We start from the raw sequence: 14,767 nt of genomic DNA, 5'->3' as shown, positions 1-14,767 counted from the left end.
AAATCACCGAATAATTATCAACCTGAACTGATGATATTTACTGATATTTCACTAAGTAAATGCGATTTGTCGCGTATGAATTGTCTCAAGTCGGATTGTTGAAAACGACTTGAGACCTCATTTATTAATTCGGGGATGACTTGTCTTGAACGTGTTGGTGCCAGATGCTGGTAGTTTTCACACGCGGAGTTGAGTTTCTCTAAAAGCACAGCGTCAATCTCTTCGGCAGAATGCATGGATAAGAAAGAGATTAGCTTTTGGGTGGCCTCTAAGCCTAAATCCGTATTCAGCTTCTGTTGTTCTGATTTGTCTAAACGTCCGTCTCTACAGACAGCTACCGCAGAGAGCCATAATTGTACTTCTTCTTCAGCTTGATCAAACTGTTGTTGAGTGAAGTCCCCAAGTTGAGATTTCATGTCGTTGAAGACTTTTTGATCCAATGCATTTTTTTCCATCTTTCCTGCTACATCACCATCTGTGTAGCTAGCGAAGGTTTTGCCCATAGAGAACCACAAAAGAGCCTTAACCCGTAGAGGGAGTGGCGGGTGGGTGTTCCAAATCTCCGCATCTAGGGTGCGAATCTCAGAAACACTTCGCAACTCGTTAAGGAATGCAGGAATATCTAGATTGATATGGTCCCCGCCTAAGCCGGACAGCGTCTTTAACATCGCACAGATTGCGGGTTCCAGGTCGCCACATGCAAGTAGGCCCAGTCGGTCCGCAGAAATCTCTGCAGATTTTGACCGCATTGTGTCCTCTAAACTGCTTCCAGAAAATATGTCGCTGTCGGAGTTGTGCCTGAGCAGAAAATGTCCAACCTCATGGCCAATGACAAAGGCAAGCTCTTTGGCATTAAGGAGTTGTACAACCCCCGAGCTGACTCGTATGAAACATTCTTGCGCATCGTTGCCTACGCAATAGGCTTGAATCTCAGCCGACGGATAGACCCAAGCATGGACATTCTCCTTCGGCAGCCGCAGGAAATTACATGTGTTCGTAAGTATTATGGAAAGTTCAGGAGTTAGCTGTGGACTGATTCGCAAGGAACTCGTCGTGAAGTATCTTTTTATTCGATCCTTTTCAGTAGAAGCTGCGCCGCATATAGCTGTCGCGGGAATGTCTTCCGCATACCTGACAGCCTCGGCTAAATCGCAAGCATCACGGAGTGTATAGGTCATGCGTATTTCCTGCGAGCTTCAGCAATGAGATCTAACATTTTTTGGGCTTGTGTCCTCTCTTGCCCTTCAGGCAAACTTTGGATTCTACCATTCCATTTTGTAAACTCGGTACGTAGGTGTTTTTTTATGGCATTTGGCTCCCAGCCTGGATCAATCCCGAGTAATGCTTCAAGGCTTTCTCCCGACTCAGGAACAACATTGACCTTAAGCAAACGTTGGTCTTTCATTTTTTGAATTTCATCGAAATCTAGCTCTAAAGCGTCTGCTATCCGGCGAATATCCTCCAGCTCACTTTCTTCTGCAACGCCATCAGCGGCCATAACGTCCAAACATAGTTCGATGGCCTCGTATTTATAGGCTTTTGAACCAATATCGTTTAGGCGGCGGGTCAAATCGCTAAACGATAGTTCCCTGTTCGAAGCCTCGTCATAGCTGCTTTTTAGTGCCCCGTTTAAAAGCGACTTCAATTTCTCCTGACGGGATTCAGGTTCGCTTTTAAGAACTTTCAGTATCCATTGCTGTATGACCTTTCCTTCTGACGGATCAAGGCTTCCATCAGAGAACGCCACAGCCATAGCCAATCTAACACACATTTCTCTTGCTATATCGGCTTCCTTTGCCGTTTCTTCATATCCCTTTTCTTCAAATCGATAGGTAAATGTCGTCGCGGCCTGAGCAACGATTCCTGTTTTAGACCCGAGGAAGCCTGCATTGATAGGTGGGACAAAATTCATGTCTACAATGCGGGCAATAATAGTCAGAGTTCGCAGGCCCCCAACTGGAGGGGTCAATGTTTCAGGTATAAATAGCCCCATTGGCACCCACATGGCGAATCCTTGATCTGGGCTGATTGTCGTGATTTCCCGCCTGCATTGGTAAACAATTGTTTCCGGCTCTTGAAAGTCTTCCAGGATAGATAGGACTGGCACTAAGTCGCCATCTCGCTTGTCAAAGACAGACACAATGCAGCCGATGGTTGTTCTCTGGGAGACTGGCAGCAAACCCTTACCTTGTATTTCGACAATTTCAAAAGGGTTGTCGTCTTCGCCCACGGTCTTTTGTTTAGCTTGTATTTGGAAGTCGCCCATGCCGCTAAATTGGTATTCAAAATTTTCCTTGAAGCTTCCTCTGCCTCGGGCGGCATTGAATGCGGCTTTTCCAGATGAAGCAAGCCCACGGAAGACCAAGTTTACGACAACTAGAAAAATAACTAAACCAACCAAACTTAATATGGCTTCCATTTTGGCTACTCCACGAGAAAAGCGTTAATATCGACGCCTGACGTAGAATTCTTGGCTGTACTCAGTTCGACATTTTGTTGATGCCCTGTTGCTGCATCTTTGAAAGAGCATTTCATCACCTGGTTGAGGTCATATGAGAAGGTGACTTGCACCTCTTGGCCCGCTGGGCGACCTTCAGGCAAATCAAGGTTTCCCTCCCATATGATTTTAACGAATCTGGGATCCGTCTCGGGTGTGGCACTTTGGGTTACCTGACAATGGACGGATGTCTGTCCGTCGCCAATGGTGTAAAATGGATGCGTCTGTGAGCAGGGTAGCTTTTGGCCCTTTTCGAGAATAATAGTGTTATTTAATCGTTCCTGGTCTCGTTCAGGGTCATATGCTATAGAGATGCAACCAAAATAGTGGTTTGATATCTCTTGCAATTTGATCTGATCTACAGATTGCTTTTGTACAGGATTCAAGTTTGCAATGTCTGCACGGTACCCAGCATAGAGTGCTGCTCCAAGTGCAACGGCCTCGTCAGGGTTGACAATGCTTGTGGGATCCATTCCGAATACTCTCTTGGCACTCTCCTTGATTATCGGGACTCGCGTGCTGCCTCCAACCAGAAAGACTCCTGCCAAATCTGTGGAGGAGAGTCCCGCTTGTTCCAATACAGACTCACACAGCATTTCTGTTTGGGCCACAAGAGAACTGATCGACTTTTGAAATTCATCACGCGAAATTTCAATATTCACAGCCTTTCCAACTGAGTTCCATACTCGCCGTCTGGTTTGTTCTTTTCGTGAAAGAGATTTTTTCATCTCTTCAGCAACAATGGATGTGAAGTTTTCTTCATCTGGACTTTCACCGGTTGTTTCAAGAACTTTACTTCTGACGAGTTCCATAAGTTTTTTGTCAAAGTCGTCCCCGCCTAACCGGTTCACGCCTTCAGAGGCCAACACTTCCGTGTCCTGCCCTTTGACGCGAATAATCGAGACATCAAAGGTGCCGCCGCCCAAGTCGTAAACTGCGTAAGTACCAGCTAGTTCTTCGCCTTGGTGAAAGGCGTAGTACATTGCCGCAGCGGTCGGTTCATTGATAATGTTTTTGACATTGAGCCCGGCTAACCTTGCTGCTTCCAAAGTGGCCTCGCGGGCTTCGTTTGAGAAGTTTGCTGGGATCGTTACCACAGCCTCGTCAATTGGTCCGATCTTAGCCTCCGCTTCGTCTTTGAGGCGTTTGAGAATGAAAGAGCTTAGTGAGGTCGGGGTGATGGTTTGGCCGTTGACTTGATAAGATACATCATTCCCCATTTCTCTTTTGAATCGTCCGAATACATTCGTATTACCAAAGCCAAACATGGACTGTGCTTCAACCCCTGTGACAACCTTATCTTGTCCTTCGAAAAGGACGATCGACGGCATAATATTTGAATTTTCGCTTTCAATACTCATGATTGAGGGACGCCCTGTTTCATCCAAGACACCAATCGCAGAATAGGTTGTGCCAAGATCAATTCCGACTATATTGCCCATTGTTAACCTTCCTTAATCTTGAAGACTTCAACTCGTGAGGGGCGGAGGCATTCCTTCCCACCGGGAGTATTTAATAAATAACCAGGAGCCAATACGTTTGCTATTTGTTGATGTTTTTCTAGATATTCCGTTTCAATTACGACACACCGCTCGCTCACTCCAAACGTTTCAGTGAAATCATTTCCAAGGGGCGGAGAAAAGGGTTCAACACCACATTCTTCCAGTGCGTCTTCAAGGAGTTCAAGCATATCTTGCAGAATGTCCTTGGCCTCACTTTCCTCTTCAAGTTGCTTCAGTTCTACAGCGATGTTTGCGTGTATATCGATGAATCTTAAAATGAATTTGTTAAATACATTGGCCTCATAGCCTTTTTTGAGGGTTGATATCTCGTTGTCTTTTTCGGCCAACGAACCTTGGAATATTTGATAAGACTGCCGTATGTCTGATACTTTCTCATGTGTCGACTCATAGGTTGCATTCACCAATTGAGCATACTGCTCAAGAAGCGAGCGCAGAGCGGCATACTCATTGGTCTGTTTTGCAATCTTTTCAAGCAGCACTTCGGGAACTATTGACTGTTGCCCTCCGTCAACCGATCTTCTCCATCTGAACAGGTAGATCGTCGAGCCAAATAATGCACATGCGAGGCATGAGATGATAATGAGGGGAAGGGTTAAGCCGGGGGAAGGGGCTGGACTGACTAAAACCTGAGCTTCGTCCGGATCGGAATGTGTCTGTGAACTAAAAACAGGGCTTGTTGAAACCTTGCCGGGTGATTGTTCCGCTGGATCCTTTTCATTTGAGCAACCGACAACAAGCATGTTGATCACTAGCAAGAGTGTGAGCATTCCAATCTTCCAGAGGTTGTCGCGTTTTAATCTACCGCAACTCATGGGCGCTCCTTTTTGAATGTTTACGCTTCCCTCGTAGCGTTTTGAAAACAAAAAAGTAGTATCTTATCGGTAGTCCTATTACAAGTGACTGGTGAAACATTGGTTATAAAAGCCTTACCCCGTGCCTTCTTCTCTACGTTAATGGATAAAAAGTTATTTTCGTTTACTGTTTTCCATATTTTTCAAGGTTAAGGACTGGCCGTCATCCAGAAGGCAGACCTGTTGGAAATGTTTGTCGTACGCATTTTTCATCTCCGTATGTATCGGGATGACTTTGGCCGGGGCTATCGTTTTTACCAATGCTTGAAGGCTCTCTAGGTCTGCGTGGCCACTTGCATGAACTTGCTTGAAGGTGAGGCTTGGGGCGTCATTGATCCATTCAAAGATTTCCATGTCTCTGGAGCCCGGCTCGGAGGACATATATCCAGGCCATAAGGAGTAGATGATAGTAGCTTTGCTCGTTCCGGTTTCCTGCAACATTCGTTTGATGGGCCAGAGATTGGCCTTGATCATGTAATCTCCAGGATTACTGCGGATCGTGTCGAGGTTGATGTCCGCATTCAGGGAGTAAATTCGTCTCAGGAATCCCCCGAAGATATCTGGCTGGCTTTTGGCTGTGGCATATTGTCGACTCGCTGGCCAACCGTGTGCCAGCACTTTTATGCCTCCCCAATCCATGGCGGGAGTATTTTGAGTGACGCAGCGCATCTCTTCCAATATCCATGCTGTATAGATGTCGATAACCAATGTTCTTCCGGCTTTTTTGGCAGCGCGGAATATACTGACTATGCGATCGATGTTTTGCCCGGAGCACACGATGAATACAGGTCCGGATTCATTTTGTGCGATGGAAAGGAGTTCCTGCTCAACGTCCGCCTCTGAAAGCTGATGCTGATCCTTGCGGCCAAGGGTGGTGCCTTCCACCAGCATTGCGTCGATTTTTTTTGGAGGATTTGAGAGCAGGTTTTTCAGCAATTTCCCTTTTCGTCCATGTCCCCTGAAATCCCCGGAGTAGAACAGACGTTTCCCATCGGCTTCGACCAGGAAAGCAAAAGCTTCCGGCGAAGAGTGGTCCATCAGGTAGGGGGTGACCTTTATCTCACCAATGTCGATTGTTTCCCATGGATGCATGAACCGGGTGGTGAAGTTCGGTAAATCTTCATTCATGAACACGTGGCGTGCCCGGATGAACCGCCAGGTCAACTCGCCCAAATAGACGGGTAGGTCTTCAGGCAATTGACTCGCAAGGCCGTAATGGTCGGGGTGGCAGTGACTGACAAAGAGCGCATCAATGCCCTCAACTCGGAGCGGAAGCGTTGTGGCAGAGCCGTCCAGGGGCAGGCCTGCATCAAGAAGAATTCGACGTTTTCCTGATCGCATTTCGACGCAGGAGCCGCCTATCTCATTGGTTCCTCGATGAATGGTTATTTCCATGAGTTCGCCAAAAGTTGCCATTTGTCGAAACGGAGTGAATCTACCTTTGGTGTGTTTTCGACGTCTGCTTTCTGACCGTTGCGATTCGGCAGGAGGGTGATCATGTATTCGTCGAATTCCTGGGGGGAATAATCGAGAGCATACATGGCCATGGGCATGTTGAACGTTGTGTGTAGCTCCTTGAGGAGTTCAGACGTTTTATCCAGAGATGCCTTGTCGTCATTTATTCCATACGATTTGTAATATTCGTACGGAGCCAGCAGGATGAGGCTTTTCAAGTCATATCCCCACTCAACTGAATAATTCCGTAAGATTTCTCGATATACTTCGAGATTTTTGACGAGTTCGATCAGCGCATATAACGGTGAGTTGTTTGTTGCCCACGGTTTGAGCTCAATGAACACGGCTTCCTCTCCTGTCAGTCGCATCAGGTCTAAGGATTCCTTGCCTCCACGCAGTGGCATCTGATTGTACATGTCGCTGGAATTCGCAGCGACTATCATCCGCTCCAGAGCTTCCTCAACCCTGTATGCCTGAGCTCTGCCTTCTTTTTCATAAAGGGTGAACTCGTATCTCTGTCGCTTTTCCAGCCGACGTTTGCATTCGGGAAATTTTATCGCGACAAGATTTTTCACAGTGGTCCTGAGGCCTTCAGGCACGAAAGGCAGGCATCCTGACTCGGAGGTCAGGAATTTGTTCCATGTCTTTTTATGGTAGAGCTTCTCGCAGCCCTTCATAATGGGAGGCACTTGATCGAATATTCTTTTGAGAACACTTGTTTTTTCTTCATCTTTATCGGTCATTTTTTCCCCTTTGGGTTGGAGCACAGGTTGAATTTTGTGCTGTCATGCAGCATCCTATACCTGCGGTGGAGACTGGTCAAAAGTGGAGGTGTATAAGAGGGTTATTTCCACTTCATCCGGTTTCATGAATGGCGAGTATGAGTCCGCAAAAAATACAAAGGCATCATCTTTTGCCGCAGGATAAATATTGTCAGCCAGTTCACTGATCAGACTGAATGTTCTATGCGATGCAAGATAGGAATCAGGCATCCTAACGCAGCAGACAAGCGAGTCGTCTATTTGGGCGTTCGGTATGATTTCTCTGACTTCTTTGGCGAAGTGCTTGTCATATACTACTTTTGTTAAGCTTACTCGTATTGTTTTACCAGCTACTGAAGATTTCAAATCTGCAAGGTCAAATCCGATCACTCCCCGTAGATAAGCCAGTTCTGATACATTCATTATTATTTTGCTTGCCATATGGCTCGACATGCCTTTGTCGCAAATGATGCATTCATTTTGTCTGGGTTTTGCCTGCTGGCTGTATAGGTTGTCACCCATGCACAAGCTCACGGTCAGCAGTGACTCAGAGAGCCTGTGTGCCGTGTAAATCATATCTCGGGTTGCAGGGGCACCAGCGATAAATGAAATGTCCGGCACGGGGCTTTGGCTCTTATGGATTGTTGGCGATATGACATCACCTGGCCGCGGTATATTCTTGATTAGGTCATTGACCACGATTTGAGGTGCTGTCACCCGGATCGTTATGTCATTCTTAAGATGATCCGCGAATATCTTTGGGGCGTTGTTGCGAAGTTGAATTTGAGCGTCTTGTATCCAGGGAGGATTCAAGCAATCGGGGAAGAGTAGAGATGCACTTCCAATCCCTAACGTCTTGAGCATTTGTCGTCTTGAAATTATCATTTTTTATCCAATCCCTGACTCTATTCCCAAGGGCCACGGTATGGCAGGTGAGTATATTTCTCCCAAACTTCTTGTGTGACTTTCAACTGCTCCAGGATCTGGTCGATTCGCAAGTATTGGCTATCCGTGGACTGCCTCCAGTATTCCTTTTCGCCTTTTGCAGCCGATTTGTTTTTCCACCAGTTGTATTTTTCTGGGCAATCCGAAGGAATGATCAGTTCTCCATGCTCATCAATGTATGGCTCGCGGTTTTTCACAAAGACTCCTTCGCGGTTTTTATCGTGAAATGAATATGTTGTAATGTGCCGATGAGTTGTGGCACTCTCCCCGCAAAGTACTTCGAATATTGTTCCATAATCTGGAATGTGAATGTGCTTATTTGGCTTGGAAGATCGCAGGACGCGGAAGGAAACGTGTTTCATGAAAATACATGTTGGATATCTTTTTGACGGAGGAAGTTTCCCGGGCGAGTTGGGGAACTCGGAGGCGGCAGAAGGGGTGATGACGACCGGTCCGCTTGGTTTGGTCAGCATTCTCGAAACGCGCCTGGGCATCCCCGCTTGTCACCATGGACAGCCTGTCCGCATTGCCCGGTACCTGGCTGCGATGGATGATTGTTGCAAGACCGACGAGCCTTTTTACAAAAAGTCCTTTGAGGCGGACGGCTGGTCCGCCGCAAGGAGTCTACTTGTATTGAGGGATCAGCTTCGATTGTCCGGCTGGGATGGTCATGATCCGGGAGCTTCGGCCCGCTTGATGGATATGGCCACGCTGGAGAAGTCGGCCCGCGTCCTTCCAGGCCTCGCCGAGCGCATTGAGGATATTCTCGGTTCACTCGCCATATATGGAATTTCTGGGATATCCGAAATCGTCCTTCATGTGCATGACGTGACAGAGTGGCCGTCCTGTTGGCGCAGGCTTTTTGTGGCGCTGGAGGAAAAGGGAATTCCGCTTGGCGTGTGGCAGCCTGATGTTGCCCCAAGGACGTCCACTGATCTGGATATCCTGCATGAAAGGTTGTGTACTTCTGGCAACGTTGCAGCAACATTTCAGGCGGATGGGTCGATAGTCCGTTTGTCCTCGGCCACGGCTCTGGAAGCTGCAGACGCCTTGGGAGCGTGGCTTGCCGTAAAGGATGACTCGGATGGTGACCTTGCGCTTATCGTCGAGTCCGGGGCGGAAGTCCTGGACGCTGCCATGTGCCGACACGGTCTGCCGCGTCCCGGTGGTGGCAGTCGGTCACAATGGCGTGCCGCGCTGCAATTGCTGCCTTTGGGGCTAGGAATTCACTGGGCCCCGTTCGATCCGCAAAGCTATCTGGAATTTTTGACCGCACCGATTTGTCCGCTGCATCCGGCCATGGCAGGTCATCTTGTTCGTGTCTTGGAACAGGCTCCAGGTATGGGCGGGAAAAAATGGATTGAGGCTGTTGGCAAGTGTGAAGAATGGGCGCGAAAACAGGACGACGGTGAAACACTCTTGGAGGACTTGCGTTTTTGGACCGGAGTGAAACGGGTGTCGCCGCATGTTGGGTTGGATGTGGAGACGATCTGCACCATTTGCCAGCGCTTGAGCGACTGGGCCGCAAAGGGAGCGCAGTCCCTGGAAGGACGATTGATGGGGGCGGTGTCGGGCATGGCCTTGGAGCTTGCCGAGGCCGTGCGGGAAACGGGCCGGAAGGCCATCCCCAAGCCACAATTGGACCGGATGCTTGATTCGGTCATCGGAGGCGGTGCCAGCATTGCGGACAAGGCCGAGGCTTCGCCCTGGGCGGTTCTAACGCATCCGGGACAGCTAGGAGACAGGGTGGACACGGTCATCTGGTGGGATTTTACCATGGAAGGGATGCCGTCCTGCCGTCTGCCATGGACCAATGCCGAGTTGACGGCCTTGAATAATGCCGGGGTCCATATGGATGATATGGATCTGCATCGAAATCTGGAACTCTCATCCTGGCAACAGGCCGTGTGCAATACCCATAAGCGGCTGGTCCTCGTGATGCCGGAGCAGGATGGTGGAGAGCCGTTGCCGCCTCATCCCTTCTGGGAAAATATTGTTGCCGTCATGAATCTTTCCGGGGACACGGACATCCCGGCCATGACGGTTTCGGCCTCGCAACTGCGTAAAGGCGATGATCGCCTGATGGGTCGGATTATCCCGCTGGAGCTCGTGGTGGAGAATGCCGCCCTGGAATTTCAGCAGCACTGGGAAGCTCCGGCGGGGACTGTCGCCAGACGGGAAAAGGAATCGCCTTCAGGTATGTCGCAGCTTATCAAATGCCCCTTGGCGTGGGTGCTTACTTACGTCCTGGATGTCGGCGCGCTCGGCAGTCCGGCGCTTTCCGAGGGAAATCAGCTCATCGGTTCGTTCTGCCATTCCATTGTCGAGGATTTGATCAATGAGTCGCGGACATGGAAATCGGAAGATGCAGTTGCGCGGGCTGTTGCGTTGTTCGATTCACGGCTCCGGGAGATGGCGGCGGTCTACCTGCTGCCCGGTATGGAAACCGCACGGGAGCAGTTGCGTTCCCGGCTGAAACGGGCCGTGTCGGATCTGTTTGAGCGTATTGGAAACGCGAAGCTGTCCGTTCTTGAGAGCGAGCGGCGCGTTGAACGGATCGATGAATCGGGACAGACTTATCGTGGATTTGTCGACATCAGTCTTGAAGACGACAAGGGCAACCCCGTGGTTTGGGACATGAAGTGGACCAACAAAAGCAAGTACCGCCGTGAGGAAATGGAAAAGGGAATCGCCTTACAATTGGCAGCCTATTGCTGGATGCTTGATAAGGACGACCTCCCGGCGTTCGGTGCCTACTACATGCTGGCCCAAACAGAACTGATATCCTCCCAGGCTCCGTGGCTTCCACCTGAAAGTGTCGTGAACTGTGATTTGAAAGCCACCTGGAAGATGGTGCGTGAACGCTATGACGCCATTATTGACCGCCTGATGGCCGGAGAAGTGGAAGCCATTGCACCAAGCGATGACGAGGAAGAAAAGGAATTCGATTTCGGTACGGGATGTTTCTTCTGTGATTACGCGATGGTTTGCGGAGTTGGATATGAGTAGGAAAATCAGATTGATCAGTGCCAGTGCCGGGTCCGGAAAGACTTTTTCCCTGACGAAAACATTCGTGGAGAGTCTCGAAAAAGGGGTTCGTCCTGAGGGAGTGGTTGCCACCACGTTTACCAAGAAGGCGGCCCAGGAAATAGGTGGCCGATTTCGGTCGAAGTTGTTGGAGCATGGGCGCACCGAAGAAGCCCGGCGCGTGTTTGACGGCTATATCGGTACGGTCAATTCCGTGTGCGGTTCGCTTCTCACGGACTATGCGTTCGAGGTCGGCCAATCTCCGACGTTGGAGGTGGTGCCGGACGGTGAGGATGCGGCGCTCTTTCGTGTTGCTGCTGCCGATGCCGTCGGTCGAAGGACCAAGCAGACCGTCCCGCTCGTGCGCTCTCTTGAGATCGAAGGGTGGGAAGACATAGTCAAGGATATCATCGACAAGGCCCGGGCGAATGGCATCGACCGTAAGGTGATGCTGGAAAGCGGCAAGCGGTCCTGGAAGTTGTTCAAGAAACTGTTGCCCGCTCCCCTTTCCAAGGCTGAAGGGGAAAAGCTGGATGTGGAAATAGTGCGGGAACTGGAACGGACCATCGCCGCGCTTCCGGCTGACGGGGATACGACCAAAGGCACGAAGGACGCCAAGAATGCGCTTCAGGTCATTCATCGTTCATTCTACCGGGGAGCCATTCCCAACTGGGCAACGTGGTCTAAGTTGTCCAAGGTCAACACTACGGCAAAGAGCGCGCATGAGATTGAGGCTCTCAATGAATTGGCCTGCCAATTCCTTAAGCATCCACGGTTTCAGGACGAGGTTCGTCAGTTCATCACGCTGTTGTTCGACTGCGCTGCTGAAGCGGCCGGGTTGTACCAGCAGCACAAGAAGGATTTGGGACTCATCGATTTCACGGACCAGGAGGCGCTGGCCTTGAAAATGATTGAGGACAATGTCGTGGCCGACCAGTTGAAAGAGCGGTTGGACATGGTCATGGTTGATGAATTCCAGGACACCAGCCCGATACAACTGGCACTGTTTCTCAAGTTGTCCAAGTTGGTGGATCAGTCCGTCTGGGTCGGCGACCAGAAGCAATCCATTTACGGCTTCCGGGGATCGGATCCGGCGTTGATGGATGCCGTCATCGATTCGCTTGGTGAACCGGAGACGCTGCCGAACAGTTGGCGGTCGCAGCCCGCCCTGGTGGATTTCGCCAGCGAGTTCTTCGCGGCGGCATTCGGGCAGTTCGGCCTTCCTGAAAAACGGGTGCGTCTGACTTCCAAGGTGAGGGCGACCACGCCGAAGAGTCCGCACCTCAAATGCTGGCGATTCGAATCGAAGAACAAGACAGACGACACCTTGTGTCTCGTTGGCGGCTTGCGTGACATGCTCGACAACGCGTCAGAGTACGTGATTCTCGACAAGACGACAAAAAAAGAACGTACGCTCAAGGCCGGGGATATTTCGGTCCTTTGTAGGACTAATGCGGACTGCCGCGGGGTTGCGGCCGTGTTGGAGGAGAACGGCATCAGGGCCGCCATCCCGCGTACAGGACTGATGAAGCGGCCCGAGGTGGTACTTGTCATGGCCGCGTATCGATATCTGTTGAGCCAGGAGGACACCTTGGCGGTGGCGGAGCTGGCCAAGATATTCGGTTTGGAAAAATGGTTTGCGTTGGCTCTGGAAAAAGGGATGGACGCAGTGAAAACGCTGCATCCCATGTTCGGGCGTTTGGACAATGCACGTCAGGGGCTTGCTTCGTTGACACCGTCCGAAGTGCTTGATTTGGCAATCGACCTTTCCGATGCTGGGCGCATGGCTCTGGGGTGGGACAACCCGGCGCTCAGGCAGGCTAATCTGGATGCCCTCCGGGGACACGCCCAAGGATACGAGTCCACTTGCAAGGCACGACGATGCGCCTGCACCCCGGCCGGACTCATCAATCATTTTCACCGACTGGCAGCGGATGACGCGGATGACCAGGCTGTCGGCGTGGGAGACGATGCGGTTCAAGTCCTGACCTACCACAGGTCCAAGGGGCTTGAGTGGCCCGTGGTCATTTTGACGGGACTTGGCTCCACTGAACGCGGCAATCCGTTTGGACTGAGTGTGCAGTCGTCCGATGCCAAATTTGATCTCGATGATCCTCTGGCTGGGCGGTGGCTTCGCTATTGGCCCTGGCCTTTTGGAGCACAGAAAAAAATTGAAGAGTTTTCCGATGCGGTTGATGAGAGCGATGTTGCCAAGGCCGCGTTTGAGCAGGAACGCAGGGAGCGACTGCGCTTATTATATGTAGGCATGACAAGGGCCAGGGACTATCTGATTCTTTCAGCCAGAAAGGTGACGAATAAATCGGCGACGGCCTGGCTCGATAGTTATGAGGATGCTGCCGGTAACCAGATCCTGACTTTGCCCGATGAAGCGGGGACAACCGAGATCGAGATGGGAGGGAAGAAATTCCCCATTGAGACAGTTTGCCTGACGCCCATCGAGGAGGAGGCAACAGGCGGCTTTGTCCAAAGCCATGCGCCGACGTTGCCGGAGAAAATGGTGGAATATCACCCGGCCCGTTTCGTGCCGAGCGGGGAGAGCGTCGATGAGGACAAGGTCTCTGTGGAGTTTTTTGAATTGGGCCCGCCCTTGCTGACCAGGACGACCGATTCCCGTGTGGATTTGGGCAACGCGGTGCACGCTTTCCTGGCGGTGGTTTCGCCGGACCAGGATGAGGCGACTCTCAGGGCGAGGGCGAAACGAATCGTGACCGGCTTGGGTTTGAAAGACCTCACTGCCGACATGCTGCTCGAAATGCACCAACGTTTGCGGTCTTTCACCGCAACGACAATCGATCCGGTAGGCACGGGCGACGTCCTCACTGAGTGGCCGATCCACCTCAAACGCGGACTGCAAAAAGGCAGCGGCTGGATCGACATGCTGTGCCGCCAACCGGACGGCGACGTCATCATCGACCACAAGACATCATTGGGCAACAAAGCCGCCTTGGGAAAAAAGGCGATGAGCTATGCCGGGCAGTTGGATACGTATGGGAAAGCGCTTGAAAAGGCGACCGGGAAAGCAAATCAGGGATTGTGGTTGCATTTTGCGTTGGCTGGAGTGATGGTAAAACTTATAATTAAAGAATAAAAGCGAGAATGTCTTATTTGATCGATGTATACTTACGCTAACATAGTCTATTCAATGGAGACTGACGACATGACTGTTGTTACCAGTAGTGATGTTACTTATGAAAGTGTAGACAGGCTTAACGATGTGTTTTTAGCGGTTGACATGAAAGCAAGCAGAGTCAAGGGCGATCTCGCAAACGATCGAGTCGATGTTTTATTCCCATCTACAGAAAAAAATTCCAACTTGGATGTCGTTGTAATGATTTGGGTCCAAGGGGGGATACAAGAAGACGGACATGAGCTTTTAAAATTTAGAGTGCAATTGTTTGACAAAAAGGAAATGGCGACTTTTCAAAAAGGCGATGATTTGTGGGACGATATTGAGAGAGAAATAGATATGATGAATCAAGATGCATATGGATTTGTCGCAACATCGAACTTCTTAGGCATTACGTTGGACTATACTCTTACAATGGCTGGTGGAGTGTTAGACTCAACTGTCATTAATTCTGCTAAAAATATGGCGCTCAAGGCCCAAAGCGTGAAATCGATTATTCTGGATGAAGTTGCGTTTGCCGATTAGCAATCCCTCATGGATTCCAAATAAAGAAGAGTGAA

11 protein-coding genes are annotated in these 14,767 nt (G+C 50.2%); 3 read left to right on the top strand and 8 right to left on the bottom strand.

Annotation, left to right across the window (positions count from 1 at the left end):
* Positions 1 to 17 precede the first annotated feature (17 nt).
* From OO730_RS04880 to OO730_RS04845, 8 genes are all read right to left on the bottom strand, one after another.
* Positions 18 to 1,178, bottom strand: a complete 1,161-nt coding sequence (locus OO730_RS04880; RefSeq protein WP_264983462.1) for a M48 family metallopeptidase — start codon at positions 1,176 to 1,178, stop codon at positions 18 to 20.
* On the bottom strand, positions 1,175 to 2,419 hold the full coding sequence (locus OO730_RS04875) for a TerB family tellurite resistance protein (protein ID WP_264983461.1): 1,245 nt from the start codon (positions 2,417 to 2,419) through the stop codon (positions 1,175 to 1,177). The genes OO730_RS04880 and OO730_RS04875 overlap by 4 nt, the downstream gene beginning before the upstream one ends.
* A gap of 5 nt (positions 2,420 to 2,424) precedes the next feature.
* Positions 2,425 to 3,939 (bottom strand): Hsp70 family protein, encoded by a 1,515-nt coding sequence (locus OO730_RS04870; RefSeq protein WP_264983460.1) that lies wholly within the window; start codon positions 3,937 to 3,939, stop codon positions 2,425 to 2,427.
* A 2-nt stretch (positions 3,940 to 3,941) separates the two neighbouring features.
* Positions 3,942 to 4,832 carry a nucleotide exchange factor GrpE gene (gene grpE / locus OO730_RS04865; protein ID WP_264983459.1) on the bottom strand — a complete coding sequence of 297 codons (891 nt, stop codon included), beginning with the start codon at positions 4,830 to 4,832 and terminating at the stop codon, positions 3,942 to 3,944.
* 153 nt (positions 4,833 to 4,985) lie between these two features.
* Complete coding sequence (locus OO730_RS04860) at positions 4,986 to 6,266, bottom strand: MBL fold metallo-hydrolase (RefSeq protein ID WP_264983458.1); 1,281 nt, start codon at positions 6,264 to 6,266, stop codon at positions 4,986 to 4,988.
* On the bottom strand, positions 6,257 to 7,069 hold the full coding sequence (locus OO730_RS04855; RefSeq protein ID WP_264983457.1) for a hypothetical protein: 813 nt from the start codon (positions 7,067 to 7,069) through the stop codon (positions 6,257 to 6,259). The genes OO730_RS04860 and OO730_RS04855 overlap by 10 nt, the downstream gene beginning before the upstream one ends.
* Positions 7,070 to 7,123: 54 nt before the next feature.
* Positions 7,124 to 7,951 carry a hypothetical protein gene (locus tag OO730_RS04850; RefSeq protein WP_264983456.1) on the bottom strand — a complete coding sequence of 276 codons (828 nt, stop codon included), beginning with the start codon at positions 7,949 to 7,951 and terminating at the stop codon, positions 7,124 to 7,126.
* A 41-nt stretch (positions 7,952 to 7,992) separates the two neighbouring features.
* Complete coding sequence (locus OO730_RS04845; RefSeq protein WP_264983455.1) at positions 7,993 to 8,394, bottom strand: hypothetical protein; 402 nt, start codon at positions 8,392 to 8,394, stop codon at positions 7,993 to 7,995.
* Here OO730_RS04845 and OO730_RS04840 point away from each other — a divergent pair.
* From OO730_RS04840 to OO730_RS04830, 3 genes are all read left to right on the top strand, one after another.
* Positions 8,393 to 11,041: a RecB family exonuclease gene (locus OO730_RS04840; RefSeq protein ID WP_264983454.1), complete on the top strand. Its 2,649-nt coding sequence runs from the start codon at positions 8,393 to 8,395 to the stop codon at positions 11,039 to 11,041. The genes OO730_RS04845 and OO730_RS04840 overlap by 2 nt on opposite strands.
* Entirely contained in the window at positions 11,034 to 14,168 is a 3,135-nt protein-coding gene (locus OO730_RS04835) for a UvrD-helicase domain-containing protein (RefSeq protein WP_264983453.1), read from the top strand. Before OO730_RS04840 ends, OO730_RS04835 begins: the two co-directional genes overlap by 8 nt.
* A gap of 69 nt (positions 14,169 to 14,237) precedes the next feature.
* Complete coding sequence (locus tag OO730_RS04830) at positions 14,238 to 14,732, top strand: hypothetical protein (protein WP_264983452.1); 495 nt, start codon at positions 14,238 to 14,240, stop codon at positions 14,730 to 14,732.
* Positions 14,733 to 14,767: the final 35 nt, after the last annotated feature.

The organism is Pseudodesulfovibrio portus (genome assembly GCF_026000375.1).
GTDB lineage: Bacteria > Desulfobacterota > Desulfovibrionia > Desulfovibrionales > Desulfovibrionaceae > Pseudodesulfovibrio > Pseudodesulfovibrio portus.
The sequence above is the reverse complement of the archived record's forward strand: the minus strand, read 5'-3'. Positions and strand labels throughout refer to the sequence as shown.

Coding starts and splice junctions, on each gene's coding strand:
- OO730_RS04850 (WP_264983456.1), bottom strand. CDS start 7,951: ATGCTCAAGACGTTAGGGATTGGAAGTGCATCTCTACTCTTCCCCGAT.
- OO730_RS04855 (WP_264983457.1), bottom strand. CDS start 7,069: ATGACCGATAAAGATGAAGAAAAAACAAGTGTTCTCAAAAGAATATTC.
- OO730_RS04860 (WP_264983458.1), bottom strand. CDS start 6,266: ATGGAAATAACCATTCATCGAGGAACCAATGAGATAGGCGGCTCCTGC.
- OO730_RS04870 (WP_264983460.1), bottom strand. CDS start 3,939: ATGGGCAATATAGTCGGAATTGATCTTGGCACAACCTATTCTGCGATT.
- OO730_RS04875 (WP_264983461.1), bottom strand. CDS start 2,419: ATGGAAGCCATATTAAGTTTGGTTGGTTTAGTTATTTTTCTAGTTGTC.
- OO730_RS04835 (WP_264983453.1), top strand. CDS start 11,034: ATGAGTAGGAAAATCAGATTGATCAGTGCCAGTGCCGGGTCCGGAAAG.
- OO730_RS04845 (WP_264983455.1), bottom strand. CDS start 8,394: ATGAAACACGTTTCCTTCCGCGTCCTGCGATCTTCCAAGCCAAATAAG.
- OO730_RS04830 (WP_264983452.1), top strand. CDS start 14,238: ATGACTGTTGTTACCAGTAGTGATGTTACTTATGAAAGTGTAGACAGG.
- OO730_RS04840 (WP_264983454.1), top strand. CDS start 8,393: ATGAAAATACATGTTGGATATCTTTTTGACGGAGGAAGTTTCCCGGGC.
- grpE (WP_264983459.1), bottom strand. CDS start 4,832: ATGAGTTGCGGTAGATTAAAACGCGACAACCTCTGGAAGATTGGAATG.
- OO730_RS04880 (WP_264983462.1), bottom strand. CDS start 1,178: ATGACCTATACACTCCGTGATGCTTGCGATTTAGCCGAGGCTGTCAGG.